Origin of the sequence: Pseudomonas sp. BF-R-24 (genome assembly GCF_019947335.1) — a bacterium.
GTDB classification, from domain to species: domain Bacteria; phylum Pseudomonadota; class Gammaproteobacteria; order Pseudomonadales; family Pseudomonadaceae; genus Aquipseudomonas; species Aquipseudomonas jessenii.
The window spans coordinates 109,737-129,538 of the sequence record NZ_JAGYGG010000010.1; the positions used below are offsets into that span (position 1 = coordinate 109,737).

The following is a 19,802-nucleotide window of genomic DNA, read 5'->3' on the forward strand; positions in this document are numbered from 1 at the left end:
GCCATGAAGAACTGCCAACCCTGCAAAGCCGCGGGGACGCCGAAGGCTTGCCCGAAAATGGCCTACCACTACCTGTTCAACATTGCGCCGATTGGAGCGGAGTTTGTGCTACAGATCGCCTTGGGGGTACTGCTATGGACAGCGTGATCCTGTTTCGTGACGCCTTGCAAACCGTCTATGGGCCACTTGATTGGCTACCGATACCAGACGGCGCCATCCACCGTTTTCACGTGCCAGGCGACAATCCAGGTACCCGGAACGGCTGGTATGTGCTGTTTCTGGATGACATCGCCTGCGGCGTGTTCGGGAGTTGGAAAGCGGGAGGCTCGCAGACCTGGAGTAGCCGCAAGCCAGCCGATCATTTGGAGGCTCAGTTAGTCGCCCAGCGCATCGAGCAGGCCCGACGTCAGCGGGAAGCTGATCAGCACCAGCGCCAGCAGGTTGCCGCCGAATATGCCAACCGACTGTGGCGCAACGCCCGCAGCGCCGATCCCGAGCACCCCTATCTAGTGGCAAAAGGGGTGCGTTCTTATGCCCTGCGTCAGGCCGGTGACGTGTTGCTGGTGCCGCTGAATCGTGACGACCGGCTGGTGAACCTGCAACGCATCTACCCGAACGGCGCCAAGCGCTTCTTGCGTGGAGGCATGGTCAAGGGTTGCTGCTCACTTATCGGCACGATTCAGCCTGGCCAGCCGCTCTACATCTGCGAAGGCTGGGCAACTGGCGCCACGCTCCACGCCGAAACCGGCGCCACCGTGGCCTGCGCCATGAATGCCGGCAACCTGCTGGAAGTCGGCCAGCACCTCCAGCACCAGCACCCAGACGCCGTGTTGATCTTAGCCGGCGACGACGACCGCATGACCGAAGGCAACCCCGGGCGCACTGCTGCCAACAAGGCGGCCACTACCTTGGGCTGCGGATTGATCTTTCCGCCCTGGTGCGGCAGTGAGCCGCTGACCCTTTCTGACTTCAACGACCTGCGCCAATGGCAGGAGGCCGACCAATGACCCTGACGGATGAAAGTGATCTGGCTTTCGATTTTTCCGAGGGAGCCGGGGGAACCGAAGGAACCGCCAGAAATGACGGGGCTTCCAGCGGTTCCCTCAACGAAAAGGCAGAGGGAGCCAAGGGAACCGCACTGGTGCCCGAGGCCAAGCACCCGGAGATCGAGCGCCCCACCTTTCGCGTCTATGACCGTCCAGCCAAGACCCTGGGCGGCACCTACTCGGCAGGCGTGTGGTGGCATGGCGTCAAGGAGGAAAAGGGCAAGCCGGTAAACTATGACAAGCGCGTCTGTTCGCCGCTGCATGTCGAGGCGGTCACCTCCAGCGACGGGGGCGACTTCGGGCGCCTGCTGCGTTTTCGCAACACCCTGGGCGACTGGCGCGAATGGGCCATGCCCATGCAATTGCTCAAGGGCAGTGGCGAGGATATGCGCGGCGAGTTGCTGAACATGGGGGTGGAAATCGGCCCCGACGCTTTCAAGCTGCTGAACCATTACATTCAGGGCCAGCACCCCAAACGCCATGTCATTGCAGCCACCGCCACCGGCTGGCATTCGCCTGCCCTGTTCATAATGCCCCGGCAGAACATCGGCAAGGGCGAGGCCATCTATCAGAGCGAGGCGGCGAACTTCGACGACTTCCGCCAGGCCGGCACCCTAGGGGGCTGGCAAACCGAGATCGGCACACGCTGCGCCGGTAATCCGCTGCTGATGTTGGCTGTCTGCGTGGCCTTGGCCGGGACGTTGCTGTATCACTTGCAGCGCCAGGGTGGCGGCTTCCATATCGTCGGGGATAGCTCCACCGGCAAGAGCAGCGCCATTCAGGCCGCCGCCTCGGTCTGGGGTCATGGCGAACAGTTCAAGCGTACCTGGCGCGCCACCGGCAACGGCCTGGAGGGGATTGCTGCCCAGCGCAATGACACATTGCTGGCCCTGGACGAGATAGGCGAGGCCGACCCGCGTGAAATTGGCGCCGTGGTTTACTCCCTGGCCAACGGCACCGGCAAGGCCAGAGCCGGGCGTACCGGAGCCGCACGGGCGACCCGGCGTTGGAAGGTAATGCTGTTGTCGTCCGGCGAGTTGGGACTGTCCGCGCACATGGCCGAGGGCGGAAAGCGCAGTCGGGCCGGACAGGAAATCCGCCTGCTGGACATACCGGCTCGCCGCACTTTTGGTGCCTGGGATGAGTTGCACGGGCTGCCGGGTGGCCGGGAGTTTTCCGACGCCATTCAGCGCGCCAGCGTGACCCATTACGGGCACATCGGCCCGGCCTTTATCCACAAACTGCTGGAGTGCGGCGAGGCCGACGACCTGCCCGCAGTGCTCGCCAAGTTGTGCGAGTCATACCCCAGCGGCAGTGGTCAGGAAAGCCGCGCGGCTGAGCGGTTTGCCATTGTCGCTATGGCGGGAGAGCTGGCCATTGAGTGGGGTTTGCTGCCGGTCCCGGCTGGCGCTGCCCGCGACGCCATGCTGATGCTGTTTGATGCTTGGCGAAGCAGCCGGGGGCAAGGGCAGGGCGAGGACGCGACTATCCGAGCCAGCCTGTGCGACTTCATCTCTCGCCACGGCGATGCGCTGTTCTCCGAGCTGGGCGGGGACGCCATAGTCAGAGATCGCGCCGGCTGGTGGAAAAATGAGGGGGAGCGCCGCGTCTGGCTATTTACCCCCGAAGGGCTGCGCCGAGCGGTGCCTGGCTTCGACGTGACGCGCATCCTGGACGCCGTGGACGCTGCCGGGTGGATCACCGAACACAACGCCGGCAAGCGTGCCAAACGGGTAAAGGTAGATGGGCGCAATCCATCGCTGTATCACCTCGCACCACTGGAGGTGTGACATGGGTCGGCTCTTGGATTTAGCCAACCGCTTGGCCGGGGCAGCAGTTCCCCCGGTTCTCTCACTGAAATTTCAAAGGGAACGGCTACAACCCGCGCCAGTACTGGAGGTTCCCCCGGTTCCCTCGCCCCCCCCAGAAAAACACAAAGTCGAGAAGCCAGCGCAACTCGGCGCGAACGACCACCCAGCGCAGGGGCCATCCAAAGTAGAGGCAAGTCGATGGCTTGTTCATGTTGCTTGCCTGCTGGAATGCTCGCCAGCATATCTGCTGGGGCGGGGTTTTCTGACTGTTGATGACGTGAGCGAGCAGTGCAGCACACACCCACGCTTTGCCGCCCGCCTGATCCGCAGTCATCCGGCATGGTCACCACCAGCGCCAATGGCTGACCCAATAATCGAGCAGCACGACGCCGGGGAGCCGAAGCACATCTACCACAGCGCCGCCACGGTATCGCCTGAATGGTGTGAGGCCCGTGACCAATACCACCGTCACCTGTTCGCCTGCCGCGTCTGCTATGCACCGACAGGTCGTTACTGTGTAACGGGTGCCGAGCTACGTCAGCAGTATAACCAGACGCCAATGGACCCAAGACCATGACCCAGAACATCGTAATCACCCTGGCCGCTATCGCATCAAGCCAGGCACCTACTACCCGATTTGTTCATAAAGTGTTCGGGCCGAAGCTGCCGCCACAACTGTGCGCAAAGTGAGGGGAGCTGTTAGCGCAGTCGACTGGCACCGGGCAGGCCTTGGGGAAATGCAAAAGGTACTCCCAAGACCCCACCCCATTGCGGGTAAAACGTGGCCTAATGCTGGACTACATACGACTCGGCCTGGAGTGGTGGTGGCTGTTTAGTTGTCCGGCACCAAGGCGCGCCTATCGGGCGCTTGGGCGGATCGAAGGGCCACCTTGGGCAGGGGGCGTTGATTTGCTCTTGATGTCGAAAGCATCAAGAATGTGCCTTCCCCCTCTAATCGCGTTGAGTACGTTTTGACGGGCAGAGAACGGCCGATTCTGTTGAAAAAGTCGGTTCGCCCAAACAGCCTGGTCATTGACTGGTTAAAACGCCTTTTTTGCACACTGCTACGTGAAATCTGAGTCCGGAAGCCTCTGCCGAAAGTAAAGATTTCAATCTCGGACGCATACTTTTCTGCTGCGGAAGCCATGGTCGACTTTTTCAACAGAATCGGCCAGAAGCAGCCTCTCACACCGAGGCAGCTAGGGGCGAAAAGTTGCCCCTGAGGATCATCTACAAACTTAGGCACGATTCAGTAAAAATGTTTTGAAGGGAATGCCAAGGAGGCGAATTGCCATCATCGGGATTGCAGCAAGACTCGCCGGACGTTACCTTTCCAGACCAAAGAGATAATACGTCAAGGAGGAAATTTGGAATTCTCAATTCAAGTGGTGAAGAAGCCAGGTTCAGCGCCTTCCGAGTATCGAAATACAGTGATACTGACTGAAAGCAACTGGGATGACTATTCTTTCAAAACCAGCTTTACAGCTATGTATTTTGATCCGGATGGGAAGAAAACTGATCTTGGCACCATCAAAATTGGCTATAAGAATCAGCAGCACGGTTGGACGTCAGAAAAGTTATCTGAAATGCTTCCTAGCTTAGAGGAAGGTTTTTTTTCATTAGGGCAAGACGTAGAGTTTTATAAAAAGGTACAAAGCGAATTATCCAAAGATTCAGCCTCTACTGTATTGCACGCGCTCAAGGATGTGATCGCCAACCCAAAACTGCTAAGCGAAGTGGAAGATGAGCAAGTATTCCGAGACTCACTAATGCGAAATGTAAGCTGGTCTGTCATACGAGATCAGTTCAAACGCGTTTTGGCCGGAATGCCCGAGCTAACAAGCTTTGATTTTACCTATAAATCTGATGGAGATGAAAAAAGAGCTGGAGTAACTCTGTCTTTTAAAGTGACACCCCAGTCCCTTCCCTCCACCAATATACATGTACTCATTGGTAGAAATGGTGTAGGCAAAACAACCATACTCAATGATATGGTCGAGACCATCCTGAGTAATACTACCGGCAGGGATCACCGCGGTCAGTTTTTAACAACGCATCCGTTTTGGGTTGCACCCATGCCGTCGGATTATTTTAGCAGCGTTGTTTCAGTTTCCTTTAGCGCTTTCGACCCTTTCCTTTTTCCTGCGGATCAACCTGACCGAAGTAAAGGAGTAGCCTACTTTTATGTGGGAATGCAATCCTCAGCAGGAGGTTCTGGCAAGCGACCACCAAAAACAACCGAAGAATTAACTTCAGACTTTATCAGCAGTCTAGACTCTTGCCTCAGCCAACCAACTAAGCGGCAGAGATGGCTGGTTGCAATTAAACGGCTGGAGTCAGATAAAAACTTTGAAGATATGGACCTAGGACGTCTAATTGAAATTTCTCCCGAGGAAGCAATTGTAAAAGCGCGCCTACTTTTCAGTAGGATGAGTTCAGGCCACTCCATTGTGCTGCTTACACTTACCAAGCTAGTTGATACCGTAGAGGAAAAAACCCTTGTACTAATGGACGAGCCAGAAAGTCATTTGCATCCTCCGCTGCTATCTGCTTTTACAAGATCCGTCTCTGATTTACTGCAAGATCGAAACGGAGTTGCAATTATCGCGACTCATTCTCCTGTGGTAGTCCAAGAAGTGCCAAGCTCGTGCGTATGGAAACTTACAAGATTGCGTGCAGAAGGTAGAGCTGACCGCCCAGAGAGAGAAACTTTCGGAGAGAACGCAGGCATTCTCACCCGCGAAATATTTGGGCTTGAAGTGTCTAAGTCTGGATATCATGAGGTTTTACAAGCCGCGGTAAATCGCGGCGGGACATTTGAAAGTATTTTAAGTGATTACCAAGAACAACTTGGATTTGAAGCGCAGGCGATTTTGCGAAAAATGGTAGCAAGTAGGAGCGAGCCTTGAAAAGGTTAATCATTCCAGCCATTGATCCTGTTGAAGTATTTGATGCTTGCGTAAATAGTATCGATGATCCTGCCTTAGCTTCAAAATTTAAAGCGGCACGCCGTGCAATCATTAATCTTTTCTTAACTTACACAGAAAAAGCAGAAAAAAACGAACTATATACATTGCCGCTCAGTGCTCGATCCAAACCAGAACAGCATGTAGTAGCTGGGCTCACCAAAAAAGAGCTTGTTTCCCTCTACTCGAATCAATTATTACAAAAAGGAAAAACCGCACGTAAATATTATGACAAGCTTATTATCTCTGCACCATTGGAGAAATGCCCGTTGTGCGGCTTCGGGCAAGCGAGCACACTAGACCATTTTCTTTCTAAATCAAGATACCCGACTTATTCTGTTTTTCCTTGCAACTTAATTCCCGCATGCACAGACTGCAACAAGAGCAAGGGGGCATCCGCAGTCACCGAAGCCAGCCAACAACCTCATCTTTACTTTGAAAGCTCTAAACTCGAAACAGAGCCTTGGGTGTTTGCAGAGCTTATACAAACAACTCCACCAAATATTCGCTACTATACTTCTCCTCCCGCAGATTGGCCTGACGCTTTGAAGTTGCGTGCAGAAAACCATTTCAACGATTTAAACCTTGCACGCAGATTTGGAATTGAGGCTGCGGCAGAACTTTCTAGTATGGCCGACATATTAGATGACATCGGCACGCTCAAGGATCGAAAGCAACATCTTGAACGATATGCCACTATAGAGAGGAAAAAAAGGACGAATACTTGGAAAGCACCAATGTATGAAGCGCTTGCGGAAAGCGCTTGGTTTCAGGAGGGCGGATACAAAAAATTTGTCAAATCTCCATTGGTTGCGTAACTCGTACTTGGGGCGCTCTAGAGTCGCCCCAGGTTCGGTAGACACCGTGAGTGGCTAGCTTAGTTAGCTTTAGCCCCCATTGTCGGGCAGAAGTCGGCCAAAAGCGGTCCCCGCTTAGCGGCTGCTCACACCTGTAGATCTAACCGATGGACGCTCCTGATAGGCACCCTCGGGTGCTAGACTCGCGCTTTTACCCCTACTCCAAGGAGTTGTTGCGTGAATACGGAAAATCATTCCCAGACGGCCGCTTTTCTCTGGTCGATTGCCGATCTGCTACGCGGTGACTTCAAGCAGTCTCAGTACGGTCGCATCATCCTGCCATTCACCCTGCTGAGGCGCATGGAGTGCGTGTTGGCGCCGACCAAGGCTGAAGTCGTCAAGCAGACCTTCGCCCAAGAAGGACGCCCAGATACCGTACGCGAGATGATTCTGCTGCGCGCCGCCGGCCAGCAGTTCTTCAATGCCTCACCGCTAACCTTGGGTACCCTGTCCGATACCCAGACCGCTGCTGACCTCATGAGCTACGTGCAGTCCTTCAGTAAGGACGCCCGTGAAATCTTCGAGCACTTCCACTTTGAGGACTTCGTCCAGCAGCTGGCCACAGCTAACCTGCTGTATCAGGTGGTGCAGCGCTTTGCTGCCACCGACTTGAGCCCCGAGTACATCAGCAACTTCGGCATGGGCATCATCTTCGAGGAATTGATTCGCAAATTCGCGGAAAGCTCCAACGAAACTGCCGGGGAACACTTCACCCCGCGCGATATCGTGCACCTGACCACGTCGCTGGTGATTACCGGGCAGGACGGCAAACTCGCACCTAATAGCATCGTCACCATCTACGACCCGACCGCTGGCACCGGCGGCTTCCTTTCCGAAGGCGATGAGTACATTCAGTCGATCAGCGACAAGGTTTCCGTGTCCCTGCACGGCCAGGAGCTGAACCCTGAGTCCTACGCCATCTGCAAAGCCGACATGCTGATCAAGGGCCAGGATGTGGCCAGCATCAAGCTTGGCAACACTCTGTCAGATGACCAACTGGCCGGCACGCACTTCGACTTCATGCTAAGTAACCCGCCATTCGGCGTGGAATGGAAGAAAGTACAGAAGCCGATCACTGACGAGCACAGCCAAAAGGGCTTCGACGGCCGCTTCGGGCCAGGCCTGCCACGGGTGTCCGACGGCTCGCTGCTGTTCCTCTTGCACTTGGTGAGCAAGATGCGTGATCCGCGCGACGGTGGCTCGCGCATCGGTATCATCCTGAACGGCTCACCGCTGTTTACTGGTGGCGCCGGCTCTGGCGAGTCGGAGATTCGACGCTACCTGCTGCAAAATGACTTGGTCGAGGCCATCGTCGCGCTGCCCACCGATATGTTCTACAACACCGGCATCGCCACCTACGTGTGGATTCTCTCCAACCACAAGGTGGCCAGGCGCAAGGGTAAGGTGCAGCTGATCGACGGCAGCCAGCACTTCAGCAAGATGCGCAAGTCGCTGGGCAGCAAGCGCCAATTCATCACCGACGAGCAGATCAGCGAGCTGGTGCGCCTGTATGGCAGCTTCGAAGAAACGCCGCAGAGCAAGATATTCCCGATTGATGCCTTCGGTTACCGGCGCATCACCGTTGAGCGCCCGCTGCGCCTGAACTTCCAAACCAGCGCCGAGCGCATCGAAAAAGTACTGGACGAAAAAACTATCCAGAAGCTCGACAGCACCGCACAAGAGCGCCTGATCAATGCCCTGCAGACCATGGACGCCAAGGTGCAGCATCGTAACCGTGAACAGTTCGGCAAGCTGCTGAAAAAGGTGCTTACCGATCACGAGGTATTCCCCAGCACGCCAGAACTGAAAGCCCTGCTCAATGCCCTGAGCGAGCGCGACCCCGAAGCGGATATCTGTAAAACCAAAGGCGAGCCGGAAGCTGATTCCGGTCTGCGCGACAACGAGAACGTACCGCTGGGCGAGTCGGTCTATGACTACTTCGAGCGCGAAGTAAAACCCCATGTGCCGGACGCCTGGATCGACGCCAGCAAGACCGATGAGCAGGATGGTGAAGTTGGCGTGGTTGGTTTCGAGATTCCGTTTAACCGCCACTTCTATGTGTTCCAGCCGCCGCGTCCGCTGGCCGATATCGATCGCGACCTGAAAGCCTGCACCGACCGTATCAAGCGGATGATTGAGGGGTTGTCGGCATGAGTTTTCCAAAATACCCGGAGTATAAAGACTCAGAGGGAGAGTGGTCAGAGGAGGTACCCGCGCACTGGACGTTGACACCTATCAAGTACATGGCATTACTCAATCCGAGGAAATCAGGTTTTTCCGGTGACACGGAGCAACTATGTAGCTTCCTACCGATGGAGAAGTTGAAAACTGGTGTCGTGCAACTTGACGAAGAGCGACCTATCGAAGAGGTTATTGGCGGCTACACCTACTTTGAGGACGGGGATGTATTACAAGCCAAGGTCACGCCGTGTTTCGAGAATAAGAATATCGCTATTGCCAAGGGGCTGACTAATGGCATTGGGTTTGGCTCCAGTGAAATCAATGTGCTCAGACCCTATCCGGGTGTTAATGCAGAGTACCTTTATTACCGTGTTCAAGAAGACAGTTATATGAATTTTTGCACTTCCAGCATGATCGGTGCTGGAGGTCTCAAGCGGGTGCCTACTGATGTGATAAATAATTTCAAGGTCGCGGCGCCTGAGATATTCGAGCAAACCCAAATCGCCCGCTTCCTCGACCACGAAACCGCCCGCATTAATGCCCTGATCGAAGAGCAACAGCGCCTGATCGAACTGCTCAAGGAAAAGCGTCAGGCTGTGATCTCCCACACCGTCACCAAAGGCCTCGACCCGACGGTGCCGATGAAAGACTCCGGGGTTGAGTGGCTGGGCGAGGTGCCTGCACATTGGGAGGTGCTAGCTACTAAGCGGTTTTTTAGGATGGTTACTGACCCCGCGCCTAACGACAATGACTATGAGTTGCTGTCTGTTTATACCGAGATTGGGGTGCGCCCGCGTAAGGAGTTGGAGCAAAAAGGAAATAAAGCTTCTACGACTGATGGTTATTGGCGGGTTAAAAGGGGCGACCTAATTGTTAATAAATTATTGGCTTGGATGGGCGCTGTTGGATATTCAGATTACGACGGAGTGACTAGCCCAGCGTACGATATTCTCAGGCCTAGCCGGCAACTCTCCCCCAAGTTTTATCACTACATTTTCAGAGGAAAGCCTGCGCAGCAAGAGTTCAAGCGCTGGTCTCGTGGAATTATGGAGATGCGTCTCCGTCTTTACTTTGATGAACTTGGTCGGATATCAATGCCATTCCCACCGATAGGTGAGCAGGAAAAGATTGTCGATTTTATTGAGACGATGGAAGCCAAATTTGAATCTCTGAGTTATGCAGCTTCAGAGCAAGTCAGACTCCTATCTGAGCGCCGATCCGCCCTAATCTCCGCCGCCGTTACCGGCAAAATCGATGTACGCGGCTGGCAGCCACCGGTCAGCGCGCAAGCCCCCACACTAGAACAAGAGGCCGTGTAATGGCTGACAGCAAGGAAGCACAGTTCCAGCAGGACATTATTGCCGCGATGGCCGCCCAGGGCTGGTTGGTGGGCACAGCCAGTGGCTACGACCGGCGCACGGCGCTGTATACCGAAGATGTGCTGGGTTACTTCAGAGAGGCCTGGCCGGAGCGCTGGGACAAGTTCAGTAAGGCCAACCCGAATGCGCCGGAAGATGTGCTGGTGCAGAAGCTGGTGCGTGAGCTGGAGCAGAGCGGCACCCTGGATGTTTTGCGCCATGGTTTCAAACTGCCGGCGGTGAAGGTCGAGCTGTGCAGCTTTCAGCCCGACCACGGCATGAACCCGGATACCTTGAAGCGCTACCATTGCAATCGCCTGCGCGTGGTGCCGGAGGTGTCCTACTCGCCGCATTTCCGCGAGGGTGGTGTTGCCGGGCAAAGCTATAACCCGCGCTTGGACCTGGTACTGTTCGTCAACGGCATCCCTGCCGCCACGCTGGAGTTGAAAAGCGAATTCAAGCAGTCGGTGGAAAATGCCAAACGTCAATATCGCTATGACCGCCCGATCAAAGACCCGCTGACGCGCAAGCCCGAGCCGCTGCTGACGTTCAAGCGCGGCGCCTTGGTGCACTTCGCCGTGAGCCAACACGAAGTGGCCATGACCACGAAGCTGGCGGGCAAGGACACCTTCTTCCTGCCGTTCAACCTCGGCAGCGAGGAAGGCGGCGCCGGCAACCCGCAGCCTATGGATGACAGCCAATACGCCACCAGTTACCTGTGGCAGCGGCTGTTCCAGCCCGATGCCTGGCTCAAGGTGCTGGGGCGCTTCCTGCATCTGGACAAGGAAACTAGCGAAGGCTTCGATGGCCAGTTAACCACCAAAGAATCCATGATTTTCCCGCGCCATCACCAGTGGGAAGTGGTCAACACGCTGATCAACACCACCCGCGTCGAAGGACCGGGCAAACGTTACTTGATCCAGCACAGCGCCGGTTCGGGTAAGTCCAACTCCATCGCCTGGACCGCTCACCAGCTCGCCTCGCTGTATGACGATGACGGCCAGCGGTTGTTCAACTCGGTGATCGTAGTCACCGACCGCACGGTGCTGGACAGCCAGTTGCAGAGCACCATCTACCAGTTCGAACACGCCCAGGGTGTTGTGAAGCCGATTACCCGTGATATTGGCAACCAGAGTAAATCCGAACAACTGGCCGAGGCGCTGGCCGAGCAGACGCGCATCATCATCGTCACCATCCAGACCTTTCCGGCACTGTTCGATGCTCTGGACAAGTACCCTAAGCTCGCCAGTGGGCGCTATGCAGTGATCGCCGACGAGGCGCATTCCTCACAAACCGGCTCCGCAGCCAGCAAGCTCAAAAGCATCCTTGGCAGCGACGCGCCGGACGGGGACGAAATCAGCGCCGAAGAGTTGCTGGACGCCGCCGTGCAGGCACGCCAACCGAACGAGCGCATCAGCTACTACGCCTTTACCGCCACGCCCAAGGCCAAGACCCTGGAGCTGTTCGGGCGCCCGGCTGACCCGACGCTGCCGGCCAGCTCCAGTAACAAGCCGGAAGCCTTCCACCTGTATTCCATGCGCCAGGCCATCGAGGAGGGTTTCATCCTCGATGTTCTACGCAACTACACCACCTACAGCACCGCTTGGAAGATCGCCCATCAGTGCGGTGCTGACGACGAGGTGGACTCGAAGAAAGCGCGCATGAAACTGGCGCGTTGGGTGCGGCTACATCCGTACAACATCAATCAGAAGGTCGAAGTGATCGTCGAGCACTTCCGCACCAACATCCGCCATCTGCTCAATGGCCAGGCTAAGGCTATGGTGGTGACCAGTAGTCGCCAGGAGGCGGTGCGTTACCAGTTGGCGGTCAAAGCTTATGTGCAACAGATGGGCTACGCAGACGTGTATCCACTGGTGGCCTTCTCGGGCAGTGTATTGCCGGATGAGGTGATCCCCGAGGAGGTCACGGAAAACAGCAGCCTGCTCAACACTGGCTTAAATGGCCGTGATCTGGCTAAGGCCTTCGACACCCAGGACTTCAACGTGATGATCGCGGCCAACAAGTACCAGACCGGCTTCGACCAACCCAAGCTGTGCGCCATGTATGTGGACAAGAAGCTGCAGGGCGTGGACTGCGTGCAGACCCTGTCGCGGCTGAACCGCACCTTCGATGCCAAGGAAACATTCATCCTCGACTTCTTCAACGAGCCTCAGGACATCCTCGACGCCTTCCTGCCCTACTACACCAAGGCCGAGCTGACCGATGTGACCGATCCGCAGATCATCTATGACCTGCAGAAAAAGCTGGATGCCGAGGGGATTTACCACTGGGCTGAGGTCGAGGCCTTCGCCATGGCCTTCTTCGACCCCAAGGCGGCAGCCAGTAAGCTGAGTTACTACTGCCAGCCGGCCAAGGAGCGCTTTGCCAAGCGTTATGCCTTCTGCGTGGGGTCACGCCAGCAAGCTCTGGATTACAAACGCACGGCTGAGGCTAATGGCGATAGCGCTGGTCTGAAAAAGGCAGAGCATGCGCTGAAGGAAGCTGGCGAGCAGGTCGATCAGCTCGACCTGTTCAAGAAGAACCTGCAGAGCTTCGTGCGTCTATACGAGTTCCTATCGCAGATCGTGCCCTATGAGGACCGCGAGCTGGAGCAGTTGTGCGTGTATGCAAAACATCTGTACCCGTTGCTGCGGGTAGATCGCCTGCAAGAAGAAGATGTAGATGTGAGCGAGCTGCAACTGACTCATTACCGCCTGAGCAAGCGTGCCGAACATCAGCTACGTCTGAGCGAAGAGAGTGGCGGCTACGGGCTTGACCCGGCTACAGCCGTGGGCAGCGGAAAGGCGCATGACCCAGAGAAGAAGCGTCTATCAGAGATTATCGAAGCGCTGAACGATATCTTCGGCGCCGAAACGAGCGACGATGACCAGCTGCACTTCCTCACTGGCATTGCCCAGCGCATCAGTCGCCAGGAGGATGTGATGGCCCAGGTAAACAACCACACGACCGAACAGGTGATGCACGGACTTTTCCCCAAGCGGGTACTAGACACCGTTCTGGACGCCATGACCGACCACGAGAAGCTGTCGCTAGAAGTGCTGGATAACGAGACCAAGAGCCGTGCTTTTGCCTTGGTGATTTTGAAAATACTGAAATCGGCAGCCACCCTCGATGAATCCGGCTTGCGCAATGCCTGAAACCGTATAAGTCGCATCAACGAAATACGCACCAACATCTGCTTTTTGCCGATTTCTGCCCGTAGTCACCGGCCGCAATGGGTCCAGGCTGTGTGAAAACGCATGCGTCGTTTTGAAGTCTGCGTTGCTACGTAAAATCTGCCAGCTTTGGTTAATCAGCAGACCGAAAATTTGCGTAGGAACGCGATTTTCGTTTCAGTCCTGACTGTCAAACCTGCTCCAAAACGTTTTCACACATCCTCGGTCGCAAGCAGCCCCTCGCGACAGGCAGAAAGCGATCCATAACAGACGTTGCCGCGCATCGAATGCCGAGCTCTCAGCTTCTGTATTTCAGCGCCTCCACCAATGTAAAAACGGTCGTTCAAGACGTCTAATGGCGCGCTGTTCGGCCGCCAGAAATACACACGCCGCCATCATGGGCGGCGTGGTACGGGTTGGCTTTTAATCAAAGTTTAAAAGAGGTGTTATGCGGCTTCCGGCTCTTGAACTAGCGCATGGATTCGTGTCGCTAACGCGTTGCAAAAATCAGGATTATTTCTCACCCAAAGGGCGAAGAACGCCCCTCGGACAATCACTTCAGATACGAAGCCAATTTTCAGTCCCAATTGGACGTAGAGTAAGTGTGGGTCTCTATTGGTTCTCACAATCTCTTCCATGGCTGACCTGACTTCCGCTTGCGCTTCCGGAGGGCGCTGGCAGGACACTGTCAAGACCGCGATATCTCGTTCGATGTTAGACAAAATATCGTCGTAAACACTTATCTCAGGTTGATCGCCAGGTAGCCGGATAATGCCACTTTCGGGGTCGTCATCACCTTGCTGCTCAGAGTCGCCATCGATAATGCAAAGTGACTTGAAAGAAATTGCAGGGTTACGGACATGGCTTCTGTGCGTACTGACGGCTGTACCGTCCCCAGCAACCGCATGAATTTCCACTTGCTCAAATTCAGCGCCAAGCTTTTCTCGAAGGATCGCCTCGACCCAGTTTTTTGCAAAATCATCCTCAACAAAAACGGCGAGCTTTCTATCAACACGGCCTGATACAGCTCTCAAAGCCTGAACCGATAGTTTTCCCTGCTTAAGCTTGCCTGAGATGCACGCCCAGATTGCCTCATTAGGCAAAGGGGAAAGAGCATAGTCACTGTGCGTTGTGAACACTGTTTGCACGGATTTCCGCTCAGCAACATCAATGAGGTACTCGACCATGCGGCGTGTAGCGATTGGATGGAGACCGTTCTCAATTTCCTCAATGATGATGAGGGAGTTTGGGGGAGCTTGCTCGATCTCACTGATCATTCTGATGATGGAGGACTCGCCAGCTCCAAAATGAAATTCCGAGTACTGCTGGTCGCCATTTTTTCCGATTAAGAACAGTTCGTCTTGGCCCACATCGGTAACACGAAATTCAGTTACGGCTTTTCCAAGAACGTGTTCGACTTGAGTCGCGACTTCCGCGTCAAGAGACAAAAGTGCACCCTGGTGTACATAAGACGACTTAGTCAGCTTTTTGAACCGGGTTTTTTCTCCCGCAGGTACGGTGCGCTCAATTCCGAAGAAAAGAACAACTCGGTCCGCTACTTCCCCCCGAACCCATTTCGCTTGTCTGAAATTGCTGCTTCTTTTGACCAGTTGGCGGGGGTTGAGTGCTTTGTCTACGAGTTCATACTCGACTCGCCATCCAGACATAGACTCATCACCAACGGCACTTTTAGGAAAAAAGTATCCAGGCTTGATGGGTTTGTATGCACAACCTGCGACACCTAAAACGGAAGACTTTCCGCTACCGTTAGGCCCGATGAGTGCCGTAACTGGAAATTCAAAAGTAATGTCCTCACCAGCAAACCCTCTAATCCGCTGGATACTTGCTTTATACAAGTACTTTCCATAGTCGTGCTCACGGACTTTCTTGAGCAAGGCGAGTTTTCTCGACTCTCTGATTTCACTACGTTCCATCGTACAGCCTCATTGTCTACTTTCAGATGATTATGCCAAAGCGCCACTATACTACCAGTGTCGCCACTTAGCCTCTTGGGGGCCGTCAGCGTAGGCCCGCTTTTGGCCGATTTGTGTCGGTCACGATCGATACTGAGCAGCCTGAGCTGACGATCAAGGCTGCCTACGAAACGGGGCGATTCACTGGTGCTGCTTGACAGAGGCCCTAGGGAGGGGGCAGGGCAAAAGTCTGGAGCCTTCGCTTCAAAGACCGCTCCGGAAAACCTTCTCGCATTAATTCGTAGATTTTTTGTCTAAATGAGACAAGTGGTCTGTAGCCCGCGTCGGCGGCCCCGCTGACTATCGTTGCGCCAGCTACTGGCTTGTTCGGGGCGAACTAAGCGTCTGAGGAGCTCGCGGCAAAGAATGCTCCTGATTGTCCTTGTCAGCACCAGCCGAATAACACGAAACGCAGACTCTCGCAGCGCAGTCGCCGTCTGCTTGGCGGTACTGCTGAGAGTCGTGCTGCTGAGGGTAGTGTTGGATAAAACGGGGAGCGAACGGGGAATATTTTCCGGGTTCAACAAAAATGGGCTAGGCAGAATCTACCTAACCCATTGATTTGTTTGGTGGGCCCACACGGACTTGAACCGTGGACCAAAGGATTATGAGTCCTCTGCTCTAACCAACTGAGCTATAGGCCCTCAGTAGGTCGCGGATTATAGCGACGGTTTTGCGACTGTGCTATCCGAAAAAGCCTTTACTGCTGTACGAAGAAACGTTGCGGCAAATTCGTCGGGGGGGAGGGGCAGGCTGACGATGTAGCCCTGGATTTGTTCACAGCCTTCGGCAGCGAGGAATTGCTGTTGCGCGTGGGTCTCGACCCCTTCGGCAATCACGGTGAACTGCATGCTGCGTCCGAGGGCGATGATGGCGCGGACGATCGCCGCGTCGTGGGGATCGTCCGGCAGGCCGCGGACGAAGGACTGGTCGATCTTGAGGATGTCCAGCGGCAGGCGCTTGAGGTAACTCAAGGACGAGTAGCCGGTGCCGAAGTCATCGATGGCCAGTTGCACGCCCAGTTGTTTGAGTTGATGCAATACCGCCAGCGCTTCTTCGGCCTGGCTCATGATGAAGTTTTCGGTGATTTCCAGTTGCAGGAAACCGGGGTTGAGACCGTTGTCCTTGAGCAACTGTTCGATGCGGCCCAGCAGGTTGGGTTGGCGCAGTTGGGCGCCGGCCAGGTTGACCGACAGCGGGCCGGGATTTTCGTACAGCCGGTGCCATTCGGCCATCTGCCGGCAGGCGGTTTCCAGGACCCAGTCGCCGATTTGCAGGATCATGCCGTTTTCTTCGGCCAGCGGGATGAAGTGTTCCCGGGGCACGTCGCCAAAGGTCGGATGGTGCCAGCGGATCAGGGCTTCGGCGCCGACCAGGCTGTAGTCTTCGAGGCTGATTTTCGGTTGGTAGCACAGGCGCAACTCGTTGCGCTCGATGGCACGGCGCAGTTCGTGTTCCAGCGCCACGCGTTCGCTGGCCTGGGCGGTGAGGTCGCGGGTGTAGCTTTCGACACGGTTGCGGCCCTTGGCCTTGGAGCGGTACATCGCGGCGTCGGCGTTCTTGATCAGTGTGGCAACGTCGCAGCCATCCTTCGGATAGAGGCTGGTGCCGATGCTGGCGCTGATGAAGAACTCGTGTTCACCGGCCTGGAACGGCGCGGCGAAACAGTTGAGCAGTTTGGTGGCGATGTGGTCGGCATCGCTGGATTGTTGCAGGCCCGGCAGCAGGATAATGAATTCGTCACCCCCCAGGCGCGCCACGGTATCGATGTCACGCAACTGCTCCTTGAGGCGCACGGCAATGCCCTTGAGCAGCAGGTCGCCGACCGGGTGGCCGAGGCTGTCGTTGATGTGTTTGAAGCGGTCGAGGTCGAGGAACAGCACCGCGCCCTGGCCGCCGTTTTCCTGCTGGCTGTTGAGCGCCGTCAGCAGGCGGCTTTCGAACAGCGTACGGTTCGGCAGGCCGGTCAGCGGGTCGTGGTGTGCCTGGTAGTCGAGTTTGGCCTGGGCGTGCTTGAGGCTGGAAATGTCGGCGAACACCGCGACAAAGTGGGTGATGAAGTTCTCCCGGTTGCGCACGGCACTGATGGTCAGCCAGCTTGGATACAGCTCGCCATTCTTGCGTCGGTTGGAAATCTCGCCTTGCCAGTGGCCTTCGGCGGTCAATTGATGCCACATGGCCGCGTAGAACGCGCTGTCATGCAGGCCCGAGGCGAGCAGGCGTGGCGTGTGGCCCAGGGCTTCGCTTTCGCTGTAACCGGTGATTTCGGTGAAAGCACGGTTGACCGCGCTGATGTGCTGTTGGGTATCGGTGATCAACACGCCTTCGGCGGTGCTTTCGAACACGGTGGCGGCCTGTTGCAGTTTTTCCTGCATCAGGTGCCGCTCGGTGATGTCCCGGGCGATGGTCAGCATGCAGTCGTCATCGCCAATCGGCAGTGGACGGCTGGATACTTCACAGAGTCGGATCTGCCCGTCGCTGCGGCGGATATGGCAGCTGAAGTCGCGGACAAAGCCATCGCGGCGCAGCAGATCGAGCATTTGCTTGCGTTCATTGAGGTTGACCCAGATCCCCAGGTCCAGCGCCGAACGATCCACCGACATGGCGCTGTTGAACCCGGTGATGCGGCTAAAACCGTCGTTGACCTCCAACAGCAAGCCATCGCTTTGCCGCGACAGCAGCAAACCGTCGGGGGAGGCATGGAAGGCCTTGGCGAATTTTTCTTCGGATGTTTGCAGCTGTTGCTGGGTTTCCTTGAGTTGGGTGATGTCCCGCACCACGACCACCAGCGCCGGTGTCATGTCGAGGTCGAACGGCTCGGCGGAGATCAGGCCGGTAAACACATGGCCGTTGCTGCGGCGAAAGGGCATTTCCAGGTTGCGGATGCTGCCGGCCTGCAAGCGTTGCAGCAGGCCCGGCCCGACACCGGGAATCCCCCAGATGTTCAGGTTGGTGGCGGTCTGGCCAATGACGTCCTCGGCCTTGAGGCCGATTTGCTCCTCGAACGCATCGTTGACCTCCAGCAGGCAACCGTCGCTCAGGCGCGCGATCACCAGAATGTCCGGACATTGCTGGAACACGGAGGCAAATTTCTGTTCCGACAGGCGCAGTGCTTCTTCAGTGCGCTTGGCGTCGGTGATATCGATCATCAAGCCGCGCAGCACCGGCTCATGCCCGTGCTCGATCAGGCTGACGATATCTCGCACCCACAGGCAGCGGCCGTCGGCGGTGATCACCCGGTAATCGAGGCGGTGATCGCGCCCGGCCAGTACTTCGTGATCGCAGAAGGTCTGGGCGCGTGTCAGGTCGGCAGGGTGAATGATGTTGCGCCAGAAGCCTGGAATCAGCCAATGGGACAGGGGATAACCGAGAAGGTCTTCGGCGTGGGGCGATACATAGCTGTAGGTGAAGTCCGTGACTTTTGCTTCCCAGGCGATGGCCGACAGGCTCTCCACCAGGCCGCGATAGTGGTATTCGCTGCTGCGCAGTTCCTGTTCAAGGTCGACCCGGCGGGCGATTTCCGAGCTCAAGCGGCGGTTGATGCGGATAACCACCGCCAGCACGGTAGTCAGCAGCAGCAATCCGGGCAGGCCGTACACCAGCAAGTCACTCCAGAAAGTTCGATGATCGAGGACGTTACCGACCCAATGCTCCTGAATGGCGCTGATTTCAGCCGGGCTCATGTCCGCCAGGACTTTGTCGAGAATGCCGACCAGCATCTTGTTGTTGCGGGGTACACCCATGGCCAGTTGATAGCGATAGGGCGTTTCACCGCTGACATACAACCCATCGAGCTTGAGTTGGCGCAGGCTCCAGACGCTGGAAGCCAGATCGCCTACCACTGCGTCTACTTCGTCGATGGCCAGCGCCTGCAGCGCCGAACTGACGTTGGGCATCGCCACAAGGTTCAAGTCGGGATGGTGGGTGCGCAGCAGTTCGTGGGGGGCGTAGTTTTCCACCACGGCGATTTTCAGGCCGTAGAGGTCTTTCAGGTTATGTGGTTGAGGGCCCCCGACATGGGCCAGGATGACAATCGGAAAATCCAGATAGGGGCGGGTGAACGACAGGTAATTCTGGCGTTCCGGGGTCGACATGATGCCCGGCAGCAGGTCCAGCTTGCCCTTCTTGGCCTGTTCCAGGACGGCGGTCCAGCTCACCGGCTCGATGGGCGTGAGCCGGGTTGCCAGCCTTTTGCGGATGACCTCAATGTAATCCGCGGCAAGTCCCTGGTAGCGGCCCTCATCGTCACGAAACTCGAAGGGCGGCCATGACGCATCGACACCCAGACGCAATTCCGGGTGAGCCGCCAGCCAGCTACGTTCTTCGTCAGTGAGAGTCAGCGCGCCAGCCGTTGCGGTCCAGGTCATCAGCGACAGCAAAAAAAGCACGGTCGGCAGTCTGGGCATAACGGTCTCGTTATGGCTCGGGGGAATG

At 56.3% G+C, this 19,802-nt stretch carries 10 protein-coding genes and 1 tRNA gene; 8 read left to right on the plus strand and 3 right to left on the minus strand.

Translation table 11 applies throughout. The annotated features are described in order from the left end of the window. Positions 1–3: 3 nt before the first annotated feature. The 8 genes from KGA98_RS10790 to KGA98_RS10825 all read left to right on the plus strand — a co-directional run bounded on the left by KGA98_RS10790 (position 4) and on the right by KGA98_RS10825 (position 13,377). Complete coding sequence (locus KGA98_RS10790) at positions 4–147, plus strand: hypothetical protein (RefSeq protein ID WP_223502315.1); 144 nt, start codon at positions 4–6, stop codon at positions 145–147. After that, the gene (locus tag KGA98_RS10795) at positions 135–1,007 is read left to right on the plus strand and encodes a toprim domain-containing protein (protein WP_223502316.1); all 873 of its coding nucleotides are present in this window, start codon (positions 135–137) and stop codon (positions 1,005–1,007) included. The genes KGA98_RS10790 and KGA98_RS10795 overlap by 13 nt, the downstream gene beginning before the upstream one ends. After that, positions 1,004–2,836 (plus strand): DUF927 domain-containing protein, encoded by a 1,833-nt coding sequence (locus KGA98_RS10800; RefSeq protein WP_223502317.1) that lies wholly within the window; start codon positions 1,004–1,006, stop codon positions 2,834–2,836. Before KGA98_RS10795 ends, KGA98_RS10800 begins: the two co-directional genes overlap by 4 nt. A 1,388-nt stretch (positions 2,837–4,224) precedes the next feature. Further along, complete coding sequence (locus KGA98_RS10805) at positions 4,225–5,766, plus strand: AAA family ATPase (protein WP_223502318.1); 1,542 nt, start codon at positions 4,225–4,227, stop codon at positions 5,764–5,766. Continuing rightward, the gene (locus KGA98_RS10810; protein ID WP_223502319.1) at positions 5,763–6,641 is read left to right on the plus strand and encodes an HNH endonuclease; all 879 of its coding nucleotides are present in this window, start codon (positions 5,763–5,765) and stop codon (positions 6,639–6,641) included. Before KGA98_RS10805 ends, KGA98_RS10810 begins: the two co-directional genes overlap by 4 nt. 216 nt (positions 6,642–6,857) lie before the next feature. Next, a complete protein-coding gene (locus KGA98_RS10815; protein ID WP_223502320.1) occupies positions 6,858–8,834 on the plus strand; it encodes an N-6 DNA methylase in 1,977 nt (658 codons plus the stop codon). After that, the gene (locus KGA98_RS10820; RefSeq protein WP_223502321.1) at positions 8,831–10,180 is read left to right on the plus strand and encodes a hypothetical protein; all 1,350 of its coding nucleotides are present in this window, start codon (positions 8,831–8,833) and stop codon (positions 10,178–10,180) included. Before KGA98_RS10815 ends, KGA98_RS10820 begins: the two co-directional genes overlap by 4 nt. Then, positions 10,180–13,377 carry a type I restriction endonuclease subunit R gene (locus KGA98_RS10825; RefSeq protein ID WP_223502322.1) on the plus strand — a complete coding sequence of 1,066 codons (3,198 nt, stop codon included), beginning with the start codon at positions 10,180–10,182 and terminating at the stop codon, positions 13,375–13,377. The genes KGA98_RS10820 and KGA98_RS10825 overlap by 1 nt, the downstream gene beginning before the upstream one ends. 464 nt (positions 13,378–13,841) lie before the next feature. Here the strand turns inward: KGA98_RS10825 and KGA98_RS10830 are convergent, their stop codons facing one another. From KGA98_RS10830 to KGA98_RS10840, 3 genes are all read right to left on the minus strand, one after another. Next, positions 13,842–15,329 (minus strand): ATP-dependent nuclease, encoded by a 1,488-nt coding sequence (locus KGA98_RS10830; RefSeq protein WP_223502323.1) that lies wholly within the window; start codon positions 15,327–15,329, stop codon positions 13,842–13,844. A gap of 606 nt (positions 15,330–15,935) precedes the next feature. Next, positions 15,936–16,012 (minus strand) — tRNA-Ile (locus tag KGA98_RS10835). Between the two features lie 15 nt (positions 16,013–16,027). After that, complete coding sequence (locus KGA98_RS10840) at positions 16,028–19,774, minus strand: bifunctional diguanylate cyclase/phosphodiesterase (protein ID WP_223502324.1); 3,747 nt, start codon at positions 19,772–19,774, stop codon at positions 16,028–16,030. Positions 19,775–19,802 lie beyond the last annotated feature (28 nt).

What these genes read in the sequence shown, in the direction of transcription:
- KGA98_RS10790 (WP_223502315.1), top strand. Translation starts at nt 4, where the DNA reads ATGAAGAACTGCCAACCCTGCAAAGCCGCGGGGACGCCGAAGGCTTGC.
- KGA98_RS10795 (WP_223502316.1), top strand. Translation starts at nt 135, where the DNA reads ATGGACAGCGTGATCCTGTTTCGTGACGCCTTGCAAACCGTCTATGGG.
- KGA98_RS10800 (WP_223502317.1), top strand. Translation starts at nt 1,004, where the DNA reads ATGACCCTGACGGATGAAAGTGATCTGGCTTTCGATTTTTCCGAGGGA.
- KGA98_RS10820 (WP_223502321.1), top strand. Translation starts at nt 8,831, where the DNA reads ATGAGTTTTCCAAAATACCCGGAGTATAAAGACTCAGAGGGAGAGTGG.
- KGA98_RS10825 (WP_223502322.1), top strand. Translation starts at nt 10,180, where the DNA reads ATGGCTGACAGCAAGGAAGCACAGTTCCAGCAGGACATTATTGCCGCG.
- KGA98_RS10830 (WP_223502323.1), bottom strand. Translation starts at nt 15,329, where the DNA reads ATGGAACGTAGTGAAATCAGAGAGTCGAGAAAACTCGCCTTGCTCAAG.
- KGA98_RS10840 (WP_223502324.1), bottom strand. Translation starts at nt 19,774, where the DNA reads ATGCCCAGACTGCCGACCGTGCTTTTTTTGCTGTCGCTGATGACCTGG.